The organism is Ruegeria sp. HKCCA6707 (genome assembly GCF_013033515.1).
GTDB lineage: Bacteria > Pseudomonadota > Alphaproteobacteria > Rhodobacterales > Rhodobacteraceae > Ruegeria.
The window spans coordinates 338,107-351,861 of the sequence record NZ_WQEG01000006.1; the positions used below are offsets into that span (position 1 = coordinate 338,107).

Here is a 13,755-nt window from a genome sequence, read left to right on the forward strand (position 1 = left end):
CGGAGATGCAGACAAGAACAAGCCACCCACTCCCGGCAGGGTATTATCAGTTTTGAGGTTTAGGCTTTGGTTTTTCGGGGACGACGTCAGGCGCTTCAGACGTAACTTCTTTTTTCGGCGCGTCCGCATCGTTTTCCTTCAGTGCGGCAGCCGCTCTGGTCGTCAGGTCTTTGAAAGACATCATTTTGATCCTTTGATTGTCCGCAACACCCACGAGCCCAGATAGGGTGTGAAAAGTGAATGCGGCTACGTCCAATATAGGGATTGGGTGCCTCATTTACTACGTAAAGCCGTAGAATAAGACGGATGGCTGAAGCAGAACCGAGGCGGCGGCACCTTGGCGCGCTATTTTCGATTCGAGTATGGGCGATCAGTGTTCGCTGCGTTGCAGTCAACCAAAGCGCTATCACCATGGAAGACTTTTGCTACATCGGGTGCAGCCATGCCGCGCGAGAGCGCGCTATACTTCATTCTCAGCTTCACCTCGCCACCAGGGCGAAGCAGCCAATTGGTGTTTTCTACAACGATATGATCACTGGTGGCTCCGACGAACGTGACGCCAGCAGGGAATATTAGACCCGCCGCATCAGTGTCCTGGAGTCCGATCGCAAGGATCGACCGAGTATTCGAAGGACTGTCTAAAGTCACACACTGCATTGAAGGTATAGGATAATTCATTTGCAAGGGATTTGGATTTGATTTGGTCTTCGTTTCGATCACTTCCGCCCAAAGCGTAAAAACATCTGTGTAAAGCCCGTCGATCGCGTATCCCGAAACGGGATCGGTACCCAGCAGGATGGCCTCACCCAGACGCAGGTTGTTGATCTTTCCGGTCGCCCCCTTGCCAAGCGCCCATGGCAAACTGGCAGAGCCGCCGCCTGACACTGTTTCCAGAGCGGGTCCACTTGCAAGTTCGGTGTCGGCGGCAAGCGACGAAAGCATTTCCATTGCTCCTACAGAGGGTGCCACATGACCCAGACAGGCAAAGTTTGCGCCAACCCCCTTCAGAGAAATACCTTCCATTCTAAGAATTTGGGACACAGTGCTTCCAAGGTGTTCAGGCAAGATGCCTTCCCGCATATCCCCCATTTCCACCATCAGGATAATATTGTGAGTAATGTTCTTTCCCAGCGCATTGATGGCCAGGCTGGCGATAATGTCCATCTCTGTGTTGAAGCTGACATCGCAGTTATCAACGACTTGAGCGACCTGGCTCAGCATGGGTGTTCGGATCAAGGAAATGGAGCGCGAGATTCCAGCATTGCGCATACGCATGATATTGCTGATCCGCGCGTCCGCCAGCCCTGTCACGCCACCTTCAAGCATAGCATTCGCAATCTCAGGATGACCGCAAACGGCTTTTGTCACACCTGTCACCGATATTCCGCGGGGTCTAAGGTGGTCGACCAGGAACCGTGTGTTGTACCGAATTTTGTCCAGATCAACGTCGATACGCAGCTTGCTCATTCAATCGTCGTAACACGTACGGGTTGCAAGCGCGGAAAGGCAGATAGAACCATATTCACCAAGTTTTTGGAGGACGGTTCAATGCGTCAGTGACCGGGAGATACAATTTGCAGTTGTAGTCTGTGATGGCCTTTGAAATCTCAACATCATTCATTCCTTCATGGTTGATCGTCATGCCAATTACCTCTGTGTTCGCAAATGCCTCGATCAGGGTGATTTCATCGCAAGGGGCGGGCATAGTCATGTTGGGGAAATCACATCGACGTTTTCGTTTAGGCGCGTGTTGAAGAATAACTGCATGTGGCTGACTGCCTCGCAGAATGAAGGCTGATGTGCAAAAAGCCGGATGGCTTAGCGCGCCCTGGCCCTCGATCACTATTACATCCGGGTGCTCGCCCTCGGATGCCGCAACGACAGCGCGCTCAAGTTCGCCACAACAAAATTGCGGCGGCACCGAATCCATCGCGACACCATACTTGGCGCCCTGCATCAAGCCAGTTTGGCCGGTGCCGACCAAAACTGTTTTGATCCCATGCGCGTTAAGTGCGCCTGTCAGGATTGTCGCGGTTGTACGCTTTCCAATTGCACAATCGGTGCCGAACACCGCGATGCGGATCGCCTGGACGTCTCCAATACTGCCATCTAACAGGCGCAGGTCGGGATTTGGCCGCGGCTTGCGAATGTCGCGTATCGTGACATCGTGAATTTTGGCAAATCCGGCGAGCTCCTTGTCATCGCTAAGAAATTCATGCAGCCCACTGACGATGTTCATTCCGAGCGTTATCGCATCCAAAACAACTTCGCGATCCTCAAGGGACATTCTGCCGCTGGCCGGCGCCATTCCGTAAATAAACGTGTCGGGGATCGTAGCTTCATTAGCGACGGCGGCATCAAGATCATCGAAGATGGGAACCTGATTTGCGATATTATCAAGCACTTTGCCACTGTCACAACCGCCATACGTGCTGTCGATCACCGAAAGAACGCGATAGGCCTGTGAATGTCGAACGAGACCATTAGCCGTCTTGCCATCGATCTTTGCGAAGTTTCCTTCGCAATACACAATTGCAGTCGGTGTATCTGTCACGAGTGTCTTGCGGTGAAGCTCTGGAAAACTGCTTGTTCAGGCGCCAGCTTTTGCGCATCGCTGGCAATGAACTGCTTGGCATCCGACGCAATGGGTACGGGTTTCATATTTGTTCCTTTTTAGAGTGTGAAACGCGCGTCCTTGGTAAGGACGGGCAAAAATTGTGAAGTTTGGGAAAGTGGGCTTTCTGTCTGAATTCTCACTGGTTCAGAACACACAGCCCTTCTGATCGATGATAGTTTTTGTGGCATTGCCACCCATTGCCGGATCGGTCGATATGGGCATTTGCCGGTAGCTCGATTGCATTGCAGCGATCACCGGACGCCTCGTAGCCACGTTCGCATTTCCATCCAACTCCATGGATCGCGTCATCGTAGAAAGCGTTTTCAGGCACAAAGACGGCATCGCACCGTCCGTCGCGCTCAAAATACCCACGCTCGCACGTCCAGGGACGCCCGCTGGTTGATGCGTTCAGAAAAGCGTTTTCCGGCACCGCTACTGCCACGCATGCTTCTCCGTCGATTTCGTAGCCACGGTTGCAACGCCATGCAGATCCATAAGTGCTGTTCGTCAGGTAAGCATTTTCCGGCACCACGATTTTCTGGCAGCTATCGTCTACTCTTGTGTATCCACGCAGGCACCGCCACCTCTCACCTGACGGATCGAGATATCCACCCTCAGGCACAATCACTTCAGTGCATGAGGTGCCGCCCACTTCAACAAAGCCGTGCATACATGCCCACCCTGAGCCGTAGGTTCTGTTTGTGGGGTAGGCATTTCCCGGCACGACAACGGCCACGCATTCTCCGCCTTCCAACCGATAGGACAAATCGCATTCCCAACCGTCGCCATATTTTTTGGGATGCGCATTATCCGGGATCGAATTTGTTTCGGCCGATGCGGGACTTGATGAGATAAAGGAGCCCGCCAAGCAGCTGAAAACGCCAACAAACAGCGCCGTCATAAAGTGAGAGTAAAACCAGTGCTGATTTTTTCGATTTGTCCTGGTGCAACCGGCGTTGTCCGAATGTTGAGTGATTGAGTTACGATCCATCCAGGTTCAGCCCCTCAATGCAGGCCTGTGCCAGATCTTTATTGGGGGTTTGGGATCCCGGTACCGTTGCCCAGCCGGCTGCCATAACGGCATCCTTTCGCTTGAAAGAAGAAGCTTCTTTGATCGTTGTTATTTTTTCGGCGCGTTGGGCGTCAGTTCTCGCCATGTCGACGCAGATCGGAACCAAGGCAGCGATTACATTGTCGCGGGACATGGCGTTGGCCATCTTGTCCGCGTTACTGCCGGTCATCCATCCACCCCAAGAAAATCCAACGACGCCTACGAAAACCCCTCCGATCAGGGCGCCGTAGATTCCGGGTTTAAGCCATTCGGGCGTGTTCATAATCTATTCCTCCTGCGGGGAAAGCGCCGCATCGCTGTCATTGTTAGATGTGGCCAAGGTCTGGTCTTGCTTGAGCGCCCGTTCAAAATCTTCTGGGTCAATTGGGCGCATTTCCGTGCGGCCTGGCTTGCTGCCTTTGCCCTGAACTGTCAGGTAGGTTCCGGTTCTTCGATATGCTTCGAAACTCAGGCCCTGTAGTAGTTCTTCTTCAACAACTACTTCATACTCGCCTGCAGGAAGTTCATCTGGATAGCCGGACAAAGAGAACGGATTTGAAAACGTCACCAAAGAACTGGACGATCTCGTGCTCACCTTAGTCCTCCATATAGTTTGTTGGATCTTCCCCGCGCAATCTGCCGCGGATTACGCTCGTAAGCGCCACGGTAGTACCGGCGTTGTAATTTAGAATAATGTGCAAATGGCAGACGCGCGCTGATCGATGTTAGTCTGTGGCCAATGACCTGAGATTTTATTGGAATCTCAAATGCATTTGGTGCCCGAGGATCAGGTGCCGCCAAAAATTGACTAACCTGCGTCAGTGCAACGATGTTTGGATTCCGGCAACGTGATGTGTGTTGGCGGGATATTTGCTGGCGTGTTCTTAACGAGTAATTAAGAAGCGCAGGAAATCCAGTACCATAGTCGGACTGCATTTATCTTGCGCTTCTTTTTCAGTGAAACCCCAAATCTGCCGAAGCGACTTCCGTCTCTAACCAGGCAACTATCGTCAAAATCCCGGCATCGCCGAAGGGGTGAACCTATTGCTTCAACAGTGGCCCGACCTGATTCAGATAAGCGGGGTCAAAACCGGCCAACGTCACCAGTCCGTCATAATCATCAAATGCCACTTGCCCGGATTGAAAAGTAACCAGCCCCTTCTCCCGCAGTTGCCTTAGGACACGATTAACATGTACAGCACTCAGTCCCAGCGCATCGGCAAGATGGTATTGTGTCAGTGGGCAGGCATATCCCAACTTGGTTGCCATCCCGACCTGAGACAGCCTCACACCAAGTTCCAGAAGAAAATGCGCCATGCGCTCACCCGCATCTCGCCGTCCGATGTTGACCAAGTGCTCAACCACCATCGCTTCATCTCGAGAGACCGCCCAAAGAACTGCTGTCGCCAGCCGGGGCGTTTGCGCAAATGCGTCCAGGAGATCATCCACTACCACCTCAATGGCTTGGATTTCCATGATTGGTTCTATGCTGTGATCCGAGGTGTGCAGCAGAACGCTTCGCAAGCCCAGAAAGTCACCCGGTATTTGGAAATCGACTATCTGACGCGACCCGTCCGTCTGGGTTTTGTAGGAGCAAACCCAGCCAGAGGCCAGAACGTAGGCAGCCTGCTTTGATTGCCCTTGATGCACAAGGTCACGTCCGGCTTCAAAGGTTCTGCGACGCTTGTGCAGGCGTGCCAATACCGCAAGTTCAACTTCAGTCAGAGCGACGAAGTTTGAGAGCTTTCGGGTGAGTGGACTGTTTTTGATAGCGCGCAAGTGTTCTTCCTTCATCGATGAGCAGCCCGCGAAACTATCCGACGCCAAGACTGCTTTCGATCAGTTAAGTATACAGCAATCTATGCCAGTATGGTACAATTCATCGTGGCGCTTCCTTGCTTGGACGCCTGTTAAAAAAGGACGTCTACCATGGCTGACCGGCAAGACCACTCAGGAATGGCCGCACTCTCAATTTGTGAAGCGCTTTTGCTTGCAATTAAAGATCGTGAGCTCCTGCCCGAGCATGAGGTTGTGGGAGTTCTGCGTGACGCAGCTGCTGCCCACGAAACAGCGGTCGGCAATAACGATGAAAAGGATATGCACCAGGCCGTCGCCTTTCTCATTAACCGGATCATTGCTTCCGGCTATCGGGTTCGGCAGTAGCGTAAAGTCCCGTATCGGAAAAACAAGATTATGCTCGTCAAAAGCTTAACAGCAAGAAGACACAAAATTGGCGTCTCGTTTCTAATCAGTTCAAACACGAAGCAAAAACCAATGTTTCAATACTTGCCATATCCCGCGTCTTGCTCGTCCGACCGAGCCGCGGCGAAGGTACGGTTCCCGTTAACGCAAATACAACGGCTGCGAATGACCTGATTGGTGACACTTGCCGCGACGCAACAATAAGTATGCCGCGACCGCGAGCAAGTGCTGCTTTAGCGAAGGCTCCAGATCGAAAGACGGCAAAGTCAGCTTACCGTGAGTTCACCAAAGCCCATATTTCGCTTGCGCAGCGAACGGCAGGAACGCGGTCAGCAGCCGCAGCATCCGAGGGGTGCACTGGATGTCTCCTTTGGGCCGCCCGCGTAGGCGACCCAACTGCACTAGATTTCAATGGCTTCAGCGATGGCCAAGGCATCCTCGAGTTCGACACCGAGGTATCGGACCGTACTGTCCATCTTCGTGTGGCCCAGATCTGACCTGTCGCCATAACATCAACGACTTTCATCTTCACCAGGTCGCAACCGCGGAGCTTGCTGTCGATCGCCATATTGAACAGTGCCAGATCGCGATGGTTCTCAGCGAGTTCGAGCCTAACCCGGATCGCCCAGACGTGTTTTGGCTTCAGGGGGCGCTTTTGACCAACAATACGTCCTTTGTTCCAGGCGGGACGAAGCGCACGAATGGCAGGTAAGTTTGGTGTTTCCATGACTGATCCTCCGATCCGCCATGCCCTCCCACAACGACAACCCGACGTTGACCGAGGCAACATATCACAGGATGCTGCGCCGCATTCGAGGTCTGGAACGAGCCCAAACCTCCCAGATGCTACGCAACGCCCGAATGACTGCTCTTGCTCATCAGCCGCTTGCCATTCCAGTAATCATTGCGCCCAGGGCGACAAGGTGGACAAGCATGAGCGCTTTGTCATTCCACAGTGCGCCGACTGCGAACCACCCCACGATACCCACAAGAAACAAGTAGAGGTTCCAAGGCGTCCAGCCAAACCCCGTCGCGGTGTATCCCATGATTTGAACGGCGGATGCGCCCCACTTGACCGCGAAAACCAGGCGCTCGCGCGATGACGCGAAGGCCAAGATGTCAGACGGCACGGGTTAACCCACCGTCGATGCGCAGGTTTTGCCCTGTCATGTAGCCGCCTTCCGCTGAGGCGAGCCACGAAATCAAGGACGAGACCTCAGAGGCATTGCCATACCGCCCCATAGGAATCCGTGCTTTACGGTCCTCGGTTTCGGGCAGGCTGTCGATGAAACCCGGAAGAACATTGTTCATGCGGATGTTCTCTGTCGCGTACTTGTCGGAATAGAGTTTTGTGAACGCGGCGAGCCCGGCCCGGAAGACGCCCGACGTGGGGAAAAGAGGATCAGGTTCGAATGCCGCGAAGGTTGAGATATTGATGATTGCTCCGCCGCCCTGCGCCTGCATCAAGGGGGTGACAAGCCGTGTCGGACGGATAGCGTTCATCAGGTAGACTTCCATCCCTTGATGCCAGTCGTCGTCGCTGATTTCGAGAACCGGACCTTTTGGTCCGTGGCCGGCAGAGTTCACCAAGACATCGACGCGACCCCAGCGATCCTTCGCACCTTCGACCAAAGCGTTCAGCGCTTCTCCATCAAGGTTAGAGCCAGTAACGCCAAAGCCACCAAGTTCGCCACCGAGTGCCTCACCTTTGCCGGACGAGGACAGGATGCCAACTTTGAAGCCATCTTCTGCCAGTTTGCGCGCTGCATCTGCACCCATGCCGCTTCCGCCTGCCGTAATTAAAGCTACTTTTTCTACCGTCATATCGAGAATCCTTTCTGGTTGATTCCCAAATTGTCTATTATCTGAGAAATTTCGATTCAGAATTGATGTCACATGACAGTAGAAATACTATTGTAGAATGACTGAACTTCCCCCGCTCAACAGTTTGCGTGCGTTTGATGCTGCAGGCCGCCGCCTCAGTTTCCGCTCTGCCGCTGATGAATTGGGCGTTACGCAAGGGGCTGTTGCACAGCACGTGCGCCAACTAGAAGCGCATCTTGATCTGATCTTGTTTGAGCGTGTTCCAAAGGGTCTGGCATTCACATCGGTCGGGCGCAGCTATCACAACAGGATTGCGGGGATCTTCGCTGACCTTCGATCCGCAACGGCAGAATTGAAGCCGGAGCCAAACAAAGTCGTCATCAGCGTCACACCGACCTTTGCTGCGAAATGGCTGATCCCCAATCTGCCGGACTTCACCGTAGCCCATCCTGATATCGATTTGCGGATTATGGCGACCGAAAGAGTTTCCAGCTTCCACAGCGACAGGATTGACCTTGCAGTGCGTCAGGGATCGCCGCCGTTTGGCGCGTCACTGGACGTAACGCTTTTGTTCAGGCAATCGCTGATCGCGGTCGCTGCGCCGCAGTTTGGGGACATGGGTGACACTCCTCTTGAACCAGATAAACTTGCAAGTATGCCGAAGATTCATGACACCCACGACCAATGGCCCAGCTACCTCGCGCATTTGGGTGTACAGGAACAGTCGCCTCGGCACCTTCGTCTGAGCCAAACGTCTCTTGCGGTCGATGCCGCTATCGCCGGGCAAGGTCTGGCCTTAGTAAGCCGGTTTCTGGTGGCTCATGACCTTGAGGCTGGACGCTTGGTCGAGGTTGGCGCAGCGCTGGACGCGGGTGGAAGTGATTTCTATGTCCTCATGCCGCGAACAGCCAAGAACAGCGAGACGGTCATCAATGTCGTGACGTGGCTTAAGGCGCGCTCGGCCGAAGATAACTGACTGCCTAGGAACCTAAGCGGTCTTTAAGACCATCGGGATGAACGACAGCAAATCCGCAAAGTAGACGTTCAAGCAAGCTGCAGCGAACGACCGCTCTGAACAGCAGGTTGTACTGGCCTAGCTGAGTTTGGTTCGAGTCTTTCTGTGAGCGCTATAAAAGGAGCGCTCGTTAGGATTTCTTGTTTTGAAAAAGCAGCGATAACAGGCCAAGAATGGCGGACGCTGCCATCAACAACAAAGAGACCGCGTTTAGGACAGGCGTCGAACCTTGTTTTAGCTTGTCGAACATTGTGATCGTCAGCGGCGACTCCGATCCAACAAGCATGAGCGTTGTGTTGAAGTTCTCGAAGCTCATTAACATAGCGACCACTGCGGATGCTAAAATCGCTGGTAACAAAAACGGTATGGTGATCTGGCGGATTGCACCCCATTTACTGGCGCCCAGATTCAACGCCGCTTCCTCTAGGCTGGGATCAAACTTTTGCAGCCGCGCAGAGATTACAAGTGTTGCAAAGGTGGTGATAAAGGAAAACTGCCCCAGGATTACCAGCATCAGGCCAGGCCTGAGACCGTCGAACCACAGTCCGGTCGCATCCTCCAGTGTATTCGCAACCGAGCTGGAAAATACAAGGATCGAGATGCCCAGGATCACACCAGGAATAATCAGGGGCAGTAGCATCAGCATGTAAAGCAACGCCTTGCCTCGGAATTCATGACGCGCGAACAGAAATGCATTACTGGTGCCGACAGCTACGGAAAGGCCAGAAACCCAGATCGCCACGAAAGCAGAGGTTCCGATCGAGCGCATGATCGAACGCTCGTTGAAAACACCGATGAACGGTGCGTCGGTGCCAAAGAACCAAGCCAGCGTGAAGCCTTCCCAGGGAAGCGATGGAAACACACTGTCGTTGAAGGCAAACACACAGACCACTGCCAATGGTAGCGCCAGATAGATGAAAAAAACGGCGACGTAGACGCGATAGCAAAACCGGGTAAAAACGGGTTGGGGAATGCTGGGTATCATGAGCGCCCCATCGTATTGGACAGAGACTGGCCTGACACTTTTAGCCCAAGGAAGACAACAAGCGATGAAAGCGCCAAAAGAAGAAAGCCGAAGGCCGACCCAAGTTCCCAGTTAAAGCGCGTTATGAACTGAGTATATATCATACCTGTGAACCAAAGGCTGTCTTTGCCGCCCAACAGGATTGGCGTTAGATAGTTGCCCAGCGACAGCATGAAGACGACGATGCAGCCAGACACGATGCCCGGCATGGCGTGCGGGATCACGATCTCGCGCATAATAGAGGTGTTTGTACCCCCGAGGTCATAGCCCGCTTCGATCAGGCTGTCGTCCAGACTGTCCAGGGTCGTGACAAGCGGTACGACCATAAACAGGATCGAGGTGTAGACGAGGCCGACCATGATGGCCGCGTCGTTGTAGAGCATTTCGACCGGTCCAGTGACCAATCCAAGATATTGCAGTAGATTTGAGAACACCCCAGTCTCGCGCAGAAGGATCATCCAGCCAAAGGTTCGTACAAGTTCCGAGACCCAAAACGGGATCATGCACATCAGAAACAGCGTTGTCTTAGCCCGACCCTTGGTGAGTTTGGCAATGTAATAGGCGATCGGGAACCCAAGGATCAGCGTGAGCACGGTCGCCAAAACCGACATGATCGTGGTGCGAGCGAAGGTGCGCCAGTACAATGGCTCAGTGAAGAAAGCGGCATAATTGGCAAATCCAGTATCGTAGTCTCGCGGCCCAACCTTTTCGCTGATCGAGACAATGAAGAGGCCAACATGAGGCAGGATGATCAACACCGTCAGCCACAGGAAGATCGGTGCCAGCAGCAGATAGAGTCCCAACCGTGAGGTATCGGATGACATGTCCTAACCCTCAGCCGCTTGGTAACAGCGTGCTTGTGCAGGATGCCAACGCGTGCGTATTGCGTCCCCCTTTTGCAAGGAGGAAAAACCGCCAGTCTGAGGCAACGCAACCTTCCAGAGGACGCCACCCTCGGCTTTAACTGTGACCATGCTGTTTGCGCCATTAAACAATACTGCATCTACGATGCCATGGCTGACATTCGACGCTTTGTCCGCCTCGGCCCCGTTCGGCAACAATTCGATCGCTTCTGGTCGCAAGTATACCTGTAAGAGTTGTCCGACGTGGAAACCGCTATTCTGAGCGGCGACGCGAATGTCGCTTTCGCCATCGGCGCTGAGAGTCAGGACGCCATCCTTAGCCGAACTTACCCGCGCCGTGATCTTGTTCGCGTCGCCAACAAAGCCGGCGACAAAGGCAGTTTCCGGCGCGTTATAGACATCATGTGGCGTTCCGATCTGTTCGAACCTGCCGTTGTTCATCACTGCGATATTGTCGCTCATCACCAGCGCTTCGGACTGATCATGGGTTATATAGACAAAGGTGGTGTCAAATGCCGCCTGAAGCGCCTTTAGCTCGACTTTCATATGCTCACGCAGTTTCAAGTCCAACGCACCAAGGGGTTCGTCCAGCAAAAGGACATCTGGCTCCAGAACCATGCATCGGGCAATGGCGACTCGCTGTTTTTGCCCACCAGAAAGTTGGTCAACTCGACGTTCGGCAACATTGGGGAGGCCGACGCGCTCAAGAACTTTCGAAACACGTGTTTTGATCTCGGACCGTGACACCCCCCGCTGACGCAATCCAAATCCAACATTGTCGCCGATGTTCATCGTGGGAAACAGGGCAAGGTGCTGAAACACCATTGACACCGGTCGCTTGTTTGGCGGGACGCCGATCATGGAACGTCCCTTGATCAACAGATCGCCAGATGATGGCGTCTGAAAACCGGCAATCATGCGAAGCAACGTAGTTTTGCCACATCCCGAAGGACCAAGAATTGAAAAGAAAGAACCTTTCGGTACGTCAAATCTGATGTGGTCCACGGCGCGAAACGTATCGAAATCCTTGATCAGATCGCGGCACTCAAGATCGGGGTTTGTTGGTATCACAATGCAACCTCGCAAGATGCAAAGGGGCACCCAAAGGCGCCCCAGCTCGAACAGTGTTGAGGCTTTAGTTCGCGGCGTTAATCCGGTCCAATGTCGAGCCTTCCATGGCTTCAAGACCAGCGGGCACCGGCGGATACCATTTGATGTTGTCAATCGCTTCTTGATCAAAGCTGCCCTGATAGCGCGCCTTGAGATCTGCGTTCACGCCTGCGTCACCGTCCACCGCTGCGGTGAAGTTTCCGGCGGTGTTTGTAATCATCGCAGCGATTTCAGGCTGCATCACAAAGTTGATCCAGTCATATGCGGCATCGTCAGCGCGCCCACGGGCGGGCAGAACGAATGTATCGATCCAGCCGAGCGCGCCAGCTTCGGGCGCTACGAAAGTGATATCCGGATTGTCAGCGTTCAACTGCCAGCCGCCCGTATCCCAAGCCATCGACGCAATAACTTCACCCGAACGCAGAAGGTTCTTGATCTCGTCACCTCCGCCCCAATAAGTTTTCACATTGGGTTTGCATTCCGTCAATTTGGCTTCAACCTGATCAAGAATGTCCTGATACGCCTCGGTGTCGCCATACGCTGCAAACGGGTCCAATCCCATCGAATACGCAAATCCGATCAGCGTCGGACGCTTGAGGCGGTACGAGACTTTGCCTGCGACAGATGCATCGCAAAGATCGGTGTAATCCCTCACATCGCCGGCCTCTGCCGTGTTCACGACCAGGCCGCTGGTCCCCCATACATGCGGCAGGCCGTAAACCTCGCCGTCATATGTGGTATTCCCGGCGGTCGCGCTGAGCATCGATGGAATGAACAGCTCCGCATTCACGCGCGACATGTCGATCGGTTTGTAAATCCCAAACTCCTCCTGTGCGCTGGATATCCGGTCCTGACTTGGTTGTGCCAGATCAAAGCCGCCACCGTTTGTTGCGCGCAGCTTCGCAATCATTTCCTCGTTATTTGAGGTTGTTACTTCGACGGTATGGCCCGTTTCAGCCTCAAATTTTGCGATAACATCTTCCGGGGCGTAACCACCCCAGGTCAACAACCTCAGTGTTTCTGCCTGCGACATGGGTGCGGCCAATGCAGCAATGGCAATTAGTGATACAAGCAAAGATTTGTTCATTGTTTCCCCCGATGGATTTAGCGATGTGTCAGTAAATACACTGTTTTTTATAGACGTATTAAGTCAAACTCGCTTGGCGTTGTCTACTGTCTTGTTGACCTTACGCGACGGACGATAGCGTCGCGGCGAGAAAGGCAGTGGCCAACGAGTTAAGCCGCGCTGCTCCCATTAGAAAACTAAGCGCTGGTTCATAGTTGCCGTTGAAAAACTCGACCTGCCCCATAATCCAGTCGATGGCAGGCGGATGCATCGGACCCAGACTGACCTGCTCCCCTTGGAGTCCGCGTTTCTTAGTCAGCTCTGTTCAGTGTTTGGTCCTCTCTTGACCGTTGGTGATACTCCCACGGTGTGAGCCCGTCGAGGCTCGAGTGTGGGCGGTGGTGATTGTAGTCGGCTCGCCATGCCGCAATTGTGCGGCAGGCATGGCGCAATGACGGGAACAGGTGTTCGTTGAGGCATTCCTCGCGCATCCGGCCGTTGAAGCTCTCGACCAGACCGTTTTGCATGGGTTTGCCTGGTGCGATGTAGTGCCAATCGACTTTGCGCTCCTCTTGCCACTTGAGCAACGCGTTACTGGTCAGTTCGGTCCCGTAACACCTTCGGAATGATGTTAATGCAGAGGCTATGATTTCCTGCGCAGCCCTCAAATAGCGCAGCAGGTGATCATAGCCGGTTCTCAGGTCTCTACAGTGGTTTTGCGACAAACCACACCGAAGAGGAAACCGACTATGACCGACACCATTATTACACAGTCAGAAGCCGTTTTAGTGGCGATTGATATTGCCAAATCCCGCCACGAGGTTCTGCTTCAGATCCCTGGGACGAAGCGCCGACGCCGTTTCACCATTCTGAACAAGCTTGACGACTTCAATCGGTTGATCGCCATACTCATGGATTATGGCTGCCCTGTCCGCATGGCGGTCATTCGAGCCTCTCGAAATAATCAATTACCGATTGAAGCC

The 13,755-nt window shown here is 53.5% G+C and carries 15 protein-coding genes and 3 pseudogenes; 3 read left to right on the forward strand and 15 right to left on the reverse strand.

Translation table 11 applies throughout. From position 1 onward, the window contains the following. Window positions 1-46: 46 nt before the first annotated feature. The 7 genes from GOW40_RS22365 to GOW40_RS16550 all read right to left on the reverse strand — a co-directional run bounded on the left by GOW40_RS22365 (window position 47) and on the right by GOW40_RS16550 (window position 5,462). Window positions 47-181: a hypothetical protein gene (locus GOW40_RS22365; RefSeq protein WP_256367863.1), complete on the reverse strand. Its 135-nt coding sequence runs from the start codon at window positions 179-181 to the stop codon at window positions 47-49. A gap of 164 nt (window positions 182-345) precedes the next feature. Next, entirely contained in the window at window positions 346-1,467 is a 1,122-nt protein-coding gene (locus GOW40_RS16525) for an alanine/ornithine racemase family PLP-dependent enzyme (RefSeq protein ID WP_171131261.1), read from the reverse strand. Between the two features lie 55 nt (window positions 1,468-1,522). Beyond that, window positions 1,523-2,554, reverse strand: coding sequence for a DUF1611 domain-containing protein (locus GOW40_RS22230; protein WP_371731855.1), 1,032 nt, complete (start codon window positions 2,552-2,554; stop codon window positions 1,523-1,525). A gap of 199 nt (window positions 2,555-2,753) precedes the next feature. Further along, window positions 2,754-3,608, reverse strand: a complete 855-nt coding sequence (locus tag GOW40_RS16535) for a hypothetical protein (protein WP_171131257.1) — start codon at window positions 3,606-3,608, stop codon at window positions 2,754-2,756. Continuing rightward, window positions 3,598-3,951, reverse strand: coding sequence for a hypothetical protein (locus GOW40_RS16540; protein WP_170447568.1), 354 nt, complete (start codon window positions 3,949-3,951; stop codon window positions 3,598-3,600). Before GOW40_RS16540 ends, GOW40_RS16535 begins: the two co-directional genes overlap by 11 nt. A gap of 3 nt (window positions 3,952-3,954) precedes the next feature. Then, complete coding sequence (locus tag GOW40_RS16545) at window positions 3,955-4,263, reverse strand: hypothetical protein (protein WP_170520028.1); 309 nt, start codon at window positions 4,261-4,263, stop codon at window positions 3,955-3,957. Between the two features lie 446 nt (window positions 4,264-4,709). Further along, on the reverse strand, window positions 4,710-5,462 hold the full coding sequence (locus GOW40_RS16550) for a Crp/Fnr family transcriptional regulator (RefSeq protein ID WP_171131255.1): 753 nt from the start codon (window positions 5,460-5,462) through the stop codon (window positions 4,710-4,712). Between the two features lie 135 nt (window positions 5,463-5,597). Between GOW40_RS16550 and GOW40_RS16555 the strand changes: the two genes are divergently transcribed. Then, the gene (locus GOW40_RS16555; protein ID WP_171131253.1) at window positions 5,598-5,831 is read left to right on the forward strand and encodes a hypothetical protein; all 234 of its coding nucleotides are present in this window, start codon (window positions 5,598-5,600) and stop codon (window positions 5,829-5,831) included. A gap of 529 nt (window positions 5,832-6,360) precedes the next feature. Here GOW40_RS16555 and GOW40_RS22470 read toward each other — a convergent pair. The 3 genes and pseudogenes from GOW40_RS22470 to GOW40_RS16565 all read right to left on the reverse strand — a co-directional run. After that, a pseudogene (locus tag GOW40_RS22470) lies at window positions 6,361-6,597 on the reverse strand (integrase); the annotation flags it as partial. A 151-nt stretch (window positions 6,598-6,748) separates the two neighbouring features. Beyond that, a complete protein-coding gene (locus GOW40_RS16560) occupies window positions 6,749-7,000 on the reverse strand; it encodes a DUF6552 family protein (protein ID WP_171100103.1) in 252 nt (83 codons plus the stop codon). Beyond that, complete coding sequence (locus GOW40_RS16565; protein WP_171100105.1) at window positions 6,990-7,694, reverse strand: SDR family oxidoreductase; 705 nt, start codon at window positions 7,692-7,694, stop codon at window positions 6,990-6,992. The genes GOW40_RS16560 and GOW40_RS16565 overlap by 11 nt, the downstream gene beginning before the upstream one ends. A gap of 97 nt (window positions 7,695-7,791) precedes the next feature. On the opposite strand from GOW40_RS16565, the gene GOW40_RS16570 reads away from it, so the two are divergent. Further along, window positions 7,792-8,670, forward strand: coding sequence for a LysR substrate-binding domain-containing protein (locus tag GOW40_RS16570; protein WP_171231090.1), 879 nt, complete (start codon window positions 7,792-7,794; stop codon window positions 8,668-8,670). Window positions 8,671-8,839: 169 nt separating this feature from the next. Here the strand turns inward: GOW40_RS16570 and GOW40_RS16575 are convergent, their stop codons facing one another. The 5 genes and pseudogenes from GOW40_RS16575 to GOW40_RS16595 form a co-directional block, all read right to left on the reverse strand. After that, window positions 8,840-9,694, reverse strand: coding sequence for an ABC transporter permease (locus GOW40_RS16575; RefSeq protein WP_171131251.1), 855 nt, complete (start codon window positions 9,692-9,694; stop codon window positions 8,840-8,842). Continuing rightward, complete coding sequence (locus GOW40_RS16580; RefSeq protein ID WP_171100112.1) at window positions 9,691-10,557, reverse strand: ABC transporter permease; 867 nt, start codon at window positions 10,555-10,557, stop codon at window positions 9,691-9,693. The genes GOW40_RS16575 and GOW40_RS16580 overlap by 4 nt, the downstream gene beginning before the upstream one ends. A 3-nt stretch (window positions 10,558-10,560) precedes the next feature. Beyond that, window positions 10,561-11,664 (reverse strand): ABC transporter ATP-binding protein, encoded by a 1,104-nt coding sequence (locus GOW40_RS16585; RefSeq protein WP_371731858.1) that lies wholly within the window; start codon window positions 11,662-11,664, stop codon window positions 10,561-10,563. Window positions 11,665-11,731: 67 nt separating this feature from the next. After that, window positions 11,732-12,793 (reverse strand): extracellular solute-binding protein, encoded by a 1,062-nt coding sequence (locus tag GOW40_RS16590; RefSeq protein ID WP_171100116.1) that lies wholly within the window; start codon window positions 12,791-12,793, stop codon window positions 11,732-11,734. A 290-nt stretch (window positions 12,794-13,083) separates the two neighbouring features. Continuing rightward, a pseudogene (locus GOW40_RS16595) lies at window positions 13,084-13,383 on the reverse strand (transposase); the annotation flags it as partial. Between the two features lie 138 nt (window positions 13,384-13,521). Here GOW40_RS16595 and GOW40_RS16600 point away from each other — a divergent pair. After that, window positions 13,522-13,755: pseudogene (locus GOW40_RS16600) on the forward strand (hypothetical protein); the annotation flags it as partial.

Excerpts from the sequence above, each read along its gene's own strand:
- GOW40_RS22365 (WP_256367863.1), bottom strand. The coding sequence starts at position 181 with ATGTCTTTCAAAGACCTGACGACCAGAGCGGCTGCCGCACTGAAGGAA.
- GOW40_RS16525 (WP_171131261.1), bottom strand. The coding sequence starts at position 1,467 with ATGAGCAAGCTGCGTATCGACGTTGATCTGGACAAAATTCGGTACAAC.
- GOW40_RS16535 (WP_171131257.1), bottom strand. The coding sequence starts at position 3,608 with ATGGATCGTAACTCAATCACTCAACATTCGGACAACGCCGGTTGCACC.
- GOW40_RS16540 (WP_170447568.1), bottom strand. The coding sequence starts at position 3,951 with ATGAACACGCCCGAATGGCTTAAACCCGGAATCTACGGCGCCCTGATC.
- GOW40_RS16550 (WP_171131255.1), bottom strand. The coding sequence starts at position 5,462 with ATGAAGGAAGAACACTTGCGCGCTATCAAAAACAGTCCACTCACCCGA.
- GOW40_RS16555 (WP_171131253.1), top strand. The coding sequence starts at position 5,598 with ATGGCTGACCGGCAAGACCACTCAGGAATGGCCGCACTCTCAATTTGT.
- GOW40_RS16565 (WP_171100105.1), bottom strand. The coding sequence starts at position 7,694 with ATGACGGTAGAAAAAGTAGCTTTAATTACGGCAGGCGGAAGCGGCATG.
- GOW40_RS16570 (WP_171231090.1), top strand. The coding sequence starts at position 7,792 with ATGACTGAACTTCCCCCGCTCAACAGTTTGCGTGCGTTTGATGCTGCA.
- GOW40_RS16575 (WP_171131251.1), bottom strand. The coding sequence starts at position 9,694 with ATGATACCCAGCATTCCCCAACCCGTTTTTACCCGGTTTTGCTATCGC.
- GOW40_RS16580 (WP_171100112.1), bottom strand. The coding sequence starts at position 10,557 with ATGTCATCCGATACCTCACGGTTGGGACTCTATCTGCTGCTGGCACCG.
- GOW40_RS16590 (WP_171100116.1), bottom strand. The coding sequence starts at position 12,793 with ATGAACAAATCTTTGCTTGTATCACTAATTGCCATTGCTGCATTGGCC.